General features: G+C 61.2%; 6 protein-coding genes and 2 pseudogenes. 7 read left to right on the top strand and 1 reads right to left on the bottom strand.

The genetic code is table 11. The features are described 5' to 3' along the window. The 6 genes and pseudogenes from sufC to C9413_RS26720 all read left to right on the top strand — a co-directional run. A pseudogene (gene sufC, locus C9413_RS26745) lies at positions 1-96 on the top strand (Fe-S cluster assembly ATPase SufC); the annotation flags it as partial. Between the two features lie 23 nt (positions 97-119). Then, entirely contained in the window at positions 120-1394 is a 1275-nt protein-coding gene (gene sufD / locus C9413_RS26740; protein WP_039844991.1) for a Fe-S cluster assembly protein SufD, read from the top strand. Positions 1395-1407: 13 nt separating this feature from the next. Next, positions 1408-2649: a cysteine desulfurase gene (locus C9413_RS26735; RefSeq protein ID WP_170251134.1), complete on the top strand. Its 1242-nt coding sequence runs from the start codon at positions 1408-1410 to the stop codon at positions 2647-2649. Between the two features lie 11 nt (positions 2650-2660). Beyond that, positions 2661-3041, top strand: a complete 381-nt coding sequence (locus tag C9413_RS26730) for an SUF system Fe-S cluster assembly protein (RefSeq protein WP_027512444.1) — start codon at positions 2661-2663, stop codon at positions 3039-3041. Positions 3042-3377: 336 nt separating this feature from the next. Beyond that, on the top strand, positions 3378-3773 hold the full coding sequence (gene sufA, locus C9413_RS26725; protein WP_039846772.1) for a Fe-S cluster assembly scaffold SufA: 396 nt from the start codon (positions 3378-3380) through the stop codon (positions 3771-3773). 89 nt (positions 3774-3862) lie between these two features. Next, positions 3863-4498 carry a LysE family transporter gene (locus tag C9413_RS26720; protein WP_223843993.1) on the top strand — a complete coding sequence of 212 codons (636 nt, stop codon included), beginning with the start codon at positions 3863-3865 and terminating at the stop codon, positions 4496-4498. 17 nt (positions 4499-4515) lie between these two features. Here C9413_RS26720 and C9413_RS26715 read toward each other — a convergent pair. Then, a pseudogene (locus tag C9413_RS26715) lies at positions 4516-4770 on the bottom strand (flagellar basal body protein); the annotation flags it as partial. Positions 4771-4901: 131 nt separating this feature from the next. Here C9413_RS26715 and C9413_RS26710 point away from each other — a divergent pair. Continuing rightward, on the top strand, positions 4902-5658 hold a 757-nt coding region (locus tag C9413_RS26710), incomplete at its 3' end, for a class I SAM-dependent methyltransferase (protein ID WP_170251133.1).

Genomic DNA, 5658 nt, shown 5'->3' with positions numbered 1-5658 from the left:
CTCTACAAGGGCCAGGTGATCAAGTCGGGCGACAAGACGCTGGCGTATGAGCTCGAAGCCAACGGATCCGCCGACATCATCGGAGCGGCAGCCTGATTCAGGCGGAAAGGACGGGTCTCATGAACATGCAGACGACGAACCGCCTGACCGCCGCGGAAGCGGCGCTCGTTGAGGCTTTCAACAATCAGTTCGGCGAACTGCCGGGCGACGGCGCCGTGACGGCGACCCGCGACCGGCTGCTCGACGACCTGAAGAAGGGCGGCCTGCCGACACGCAGGATCGAGGCCTGGCACTATACCGACCTCAAGAACCTGCTGCGCGAGGTGCCGGCCACGGCCGGAGACGCCGCGTCGAAAGAGATCGAGCCGTTGATCGAAGGTTCTTCGGTTCTTTCGATCGTGCAGGGCCATGCGGACCCTAGCGCAAGGGCGGGCGACCTCGAAATTTCCAGCTACGCGCAGCGCCTGATCGACGGTTCGGCTGCCGCCGCGCTCGGCGCGCTCGGCGCGGATGACGCCGTCGGCCGCATCAATGGCAGCTTCGTGCGCGACGGCTATGTCGTCGACATTCCTGCAAAGACCGAGTTCGATAGGCCGCTGGAGATCGACGTCGTTCACGCCGGCGGCCAGATCCATACACGCCTGCCGGTGTCCTTCGGCGAAAACGTCAAGGCGACCGTGATCGAGCGTCACCTGTCGGTGACCGGGGACGCGGCATTCGTATCCCATGTCAGTGACATCACTATCGGCGAGGGCACGGAACTCATCTGGATCATCCTGCAGCAGCAGGGCCGCGAGGATACGCATCTCGGCCAGATCCGTATCGATCTCGGCGCCAATGCCAAGCTGAAGCTCTTTGTCATCAACGCTGGCGGCAAGCTGGTGCGCCAGGAAATGCATATCAAGGTGACGGGCGAGGGTGCGGACCTGACGCTCCGGGGCATCAACCTGCTCGGCGGCGATACGCATACCGACGTGACGATGGTGCTTGGCCACAACGTCCCGCACACCGGTTCGACGGAGATCATCCGCAACGTCGTCTTCGACCGCGCCAAGGGGGTCTTCCAGGGCATTATCCGGGTTGCGCCTGACGCGCAGAAGACCGATGCGAAGATGTCCTGCAACACGCTGCTGATGTCAGACGATGCCGACTTCTCGACAAAGCCGGAGCTTGAGATCTTCGCCGACGACGTCCAGTGCGGCCACGGTGCGACCGTTACCGACATCGATGATAATCATCTCTTCTATATGATGGCGCGCGGCGTTCCGGAGAACAAGGCCCGTGCGATGCTCGTCAATGCCTTCGTTGCGGAGATCGTCGAAGAACTTGAAGACGAAGACCTGGTCGAGGCGCTGGAAGGCGTCATCGCGGCCTGGCTCGAAAAGCACGCCTGATCGGATAAGCGCCATGGACAAGATAGTACCGGCAGCCACCTACGACGTCGAAGCCATCCGCAAAGATTTTCCGATCCTTGCGCGGGAAGTCTATGGTAAGCCACTGGTCTATCTCGACAACGGCGCGTCCGCACAGAAGCCGCAGGGCGTCATCGACGCCATCTCGCGGACCTATTCAACCGAATATGCGAATGTGCACCGTGGCCTGCATTACCTCTCCAATGCCGCAACCGAAGCCTATGAAGGCGCGCGCGAAAAGGTGCGCCGTTTCCTGAATGCGCCGTCGGTCGACGACATTGTCTTCACGAAATCCTCGACGGAGGCGATCAATACGGTCGCTCATGGCTGGGGAATGCCGAAGATCGGCGAGGGCGACGAGATCGTCGTCTCGATCATGGAGCACCACTCCAACATCGTCCCTTGGCATTTCATCCGCGAACGGCAGGGCGCCAAGCTGGTCTGGGTGCCGGTGGACGACGAAGGTGCCTTTCATATCGAGCACTTCGAGAAGAGCCTGACGGAGCGCACCAAGCTTGTCGCGATCACGCATATGTCGAATGCGCTCGGCACGATCGTTCCGGTCAAGGACGTCTGCCGTATTGCTCATGAGCGCGGCATTCCGGTCTTGATCGACGGTTCGCAAGGTGCCGTGCACCTGCCGGTCGATGTCCAGGATATCGACTGCGACTGGTACGTCATGACCGGCCACAAGCTCTACGGTCCCTCGGGAATCGGCGTGCTCTACGGCAAGAAGGACCGGCTTCGCGAGATGCGTCCATTCCAGGGTGGCGGCGAGATGCTCTTCGAGGTGACCGAGGATGCGGTCACTTCCAACGACCCGCCGCATCGCTTCGAAGCCGGGACGCCGCCGATCGTTCAGGCGATCGGCCTCGGTTATGCGCTGGACTATATGGAGAAGATCGGCCGCGAGGCGATTTCGCGTCATGAAGCCGAACTGACGGCCTATGCTGGCGAGCGGCTGCGGTCGATCAATTCGCTGCGCGTCTTCGGAACGGCACCCGGTAAAGGCAGCATTTTTGCGTTCGAACTCGCCGGTCTTCACGCTCACGACGTTTCGATGGTCATCGACCGGCAGGGCGTTGCGGTGCGTGCCGGCACGCATTGCGCCATGCCGCTCTTGAAACGCTTCGGCGTCACCGCCACATGCCGTGCATCCTTCGGCATGTACAATACACGTGCCGAGGTCGATGCCTTGGCCGACGCGCTGGAATATGCGCGCAAGTTCTTTGCTTGAGGAGTGTCCGTATGAGCCTGGACGAGAGCGAACAGAAGACCGACGTGCGCGAGGGCATCGTGCATTCGAGCATTCCTGCCGATGAACTGGCGCGCCTCAGCGACGACGTCATCGGGGCGCTGAAAACCGTCTACGATCCGGAAATTCCCGCCGACATCTTTGAACTCGGTCTAATCTACAAGATCGACATCGAAGACGACCGCATGGTGAAGATCGTCATGACGCTGACGGCGCCAGGCTGCCCGGTTGCCGGTGAAATGCCGGGTTGGGTCGAGAATGCCGTCGGCGCCGTCGAAGGCGTATCCGGCGTCGAGGTCGCAATGACCTTCGATCCGCCGTGGACGCCGGACCGCATGTCGGAAGAGGCGCAGGTGGCCGTCGGCTGGTATTGAGGGTCAGGCCGCCGACTTTTCATTGGCATGATGGGAGCAAGGTCGATTCCGAGAGCTTTCATTAGTTTGATGATGGTCGCAAATTCAAGATTGCCTTGGCCGCTCAGCGCCTTGTAAAGCGGTTAGCGGCTCATTCCAACCTCGCGCGCGAGCTGGCTCATGTGTTTGGCTCTTGCCAGAACGCCCAAACGCCTGGCGATGCGAGGATATACATCAATGAAAAGGCGTGGGACGAATTTCGCTTTTGATTAAGGGATTGAAGCATTAGGCATAACTGCCTAAATTGAAGAGATGAAGCGCCGGATCTTGACCCCGGTGTGGAAGGAGAATGAGCCGATGGGCTTTGCAGTGATGAGCATGACCGGCACCGCCGCGGCGCGCGTAAAGGCAATCGTTGAAAATTCCGGGCCGGACGCCAAGGGCATCCGCGTCGGCATCAAGAAAGGCGGTTGCGCCGGGATGGAATATACCATCGAGCTGGTGAGCGAACCCAATGCCAAGGACGACCTGATCGAGCGCGACGGCGCCAAGGTCTGGGTGGAGCCCTCTGCGGTCCTCTATCTGCTTGGGACGGAAATGGACTTCGAGACCACGACGCTGCGCTCGGGCTTCACCTTCACGAACCCGAACCAGACCTCGGCGTGCGGCTGCGGCGAATCCGTCGAGCTCAAGCCTGCCGATCTCGCGGCGCTTGCCGCGCGCGGCGACGCGGTGGTGCCTGCCGCGCACTGAATTCTTTGAGGCCGCACCCGAAAGCCGCCAGCGATGGCGGCTTTGTTATTTTGATTTGTCCCTTTCAGCAGCGAAACAGTTTCTACTTTATGATCATCGAAACGCTGCTACTGCTCTTTGCCAAAGGCGCGCTCCTCGGCCTCATTGTCACAGCGCCGCCGGGACCGATCGCGACTCTGTGCATCAACCGCAGCCTTCATCGTGGTTTCGGATCGGGTGCAGCCATCGGCATAGGGGCAGCGCTTGGCGATGCGTGTTATGCGCTGGTCGCGGCCGCCGGTCTCGCGATGGTTTCGGTTATCGTCGATGACTATTCGCTGCCGATTGCAGCGGCCGGCGGTGCACTTCTGATCTTTCTCGGCATCCGGGACCTCATGACGCCACCCGCCGGTGCCTTGCAGGTCGGTGCGCGCGATCTCTTGCGCACGATCGCCTCGACCTTCCTGCTGGCGATTTCCAACCCCGGCGCGCTTCTGTCCTTCGGAGGCCTCTTTGCTGGCCTTGGTTTGGTCGACGGCAAAACCGTCACCGAGGTGGCATCGATCGTCATCGGCGTGTTCTTCGGGGCGATGGTGTGGTGGACGGCGCTGAGCGCGGCGGTGAATCTCGCCCGCGACAGGATTTCAAGCGATCTCACGCTGCTGATCCGCCGCATTTCCGGGGGGCTGATCATTGCCTTCGGCACCGTCGTTCTCGGCTTTGCCGCGCGGCTGCTGCTTGCGTAGGGAGTTACGGGCGCCGGTCAGTCGCGCTTGATGCTCATCAGTAGTTCCCAGATGTCAGCGCCCCTCTCGATGACGACAGCATTTGCCTTGAAGCTTTGCTCGGCCTGGATCAGGCCTGTCAGTTCCGTGGCGGGGTCGGCACTTTGGCCTTCATCGGCAGTCAGCCTATCGAGATCGATGCGGCCATAGCCCGGCGTGCTGATACTCGCCACGTTGCTGGCGATCGCGCTGAACTTGTTGGCCTGCGTGCGCATGCCGGATAGAGCGGTAGTTTGTCGAGGAAAGGACTAGGCGAGGGCCTTTGCCCCAAGCTACTTTTGGCGCAATATGGCCGGCAATGACCGCTTGGCGCCTGCCAAGTGCTTAGTTTTAACTGCCATGCCTCTGGCTGATGGAGCTTTCGATGTCCTCAAGCTTTAACGTTCACAACGCGGCCGGCTACGAGCAGCTCATGGGACGCTGGAGCCAAAAGCTCGCGTCGCCATTCATCGAGTTTGCGGGCCTTGCCGATGGTGAGAAGGTACTCGATGTCGGTTGCGGCACGGGCAGCCTGACATTTGCCCTTGCCAAGGCTGCTGATCTGAGCGAGATCGCCGCCATCGACTATTCGCCGGTCTTCGTCGAGGAGGCAATTCGGCGCAACATTGACCCGCGCATCAAGATTGGGCAGGCGGACGCTTGCTCTTTGCCTTTCGAAGACGGAGGCTTCGACCGAGCGCTCGCACTGCTCGTTCTTCATTTCGTGCCCGAGGCCGGCCGGGCCGTTGGAGAGATGCGCCGCGTCGTGCGTCCGGGCGGGGTAGTCGCCGCAGCGGTCTGGGATCATCTCGGCGGCATGCCCGGCATGCGGATGATGGTCGACACGGTGGCGGCACTCAGCGAGACCGGGCGGCAGCTGCGCAATCGCTATTGCTTTCAGCCAATGATGCAGCCTGGCGAAATGAAGCGGACTTTTGTCGAGCAGGGTCTGCTGGACGTGACCGAAACCCAGCTGGTGATCCGCATGGAGTACCAAAGCTTTAATGATTACTGGGCACCTATTGCCGCAGGCGAAGGCCCTCTTGGCAAGTATGTGGCGACGCTCGACGCCCCTGAGCGGGCGCGCGTCGATGCTGCCGTACGCGACGCATACGAGGCGGGCCGGTTAGATGGTCCACGGT

Origin of the sequence: Rhizobium sp. SEMIA 4085, from assembly GCF_013004495.1 — a bacterium.
Taxonomy (GTDB): domain Bacteria; phylum Pseudomonadota; class Alphaproteobacteria; order Rhizobiales; family Rhizobiaceae; genus Rhizobium; species Rhizobium gallicum.
This window is presented reverse-complemented; position numbering and strand designations above follow the sequence as displayed.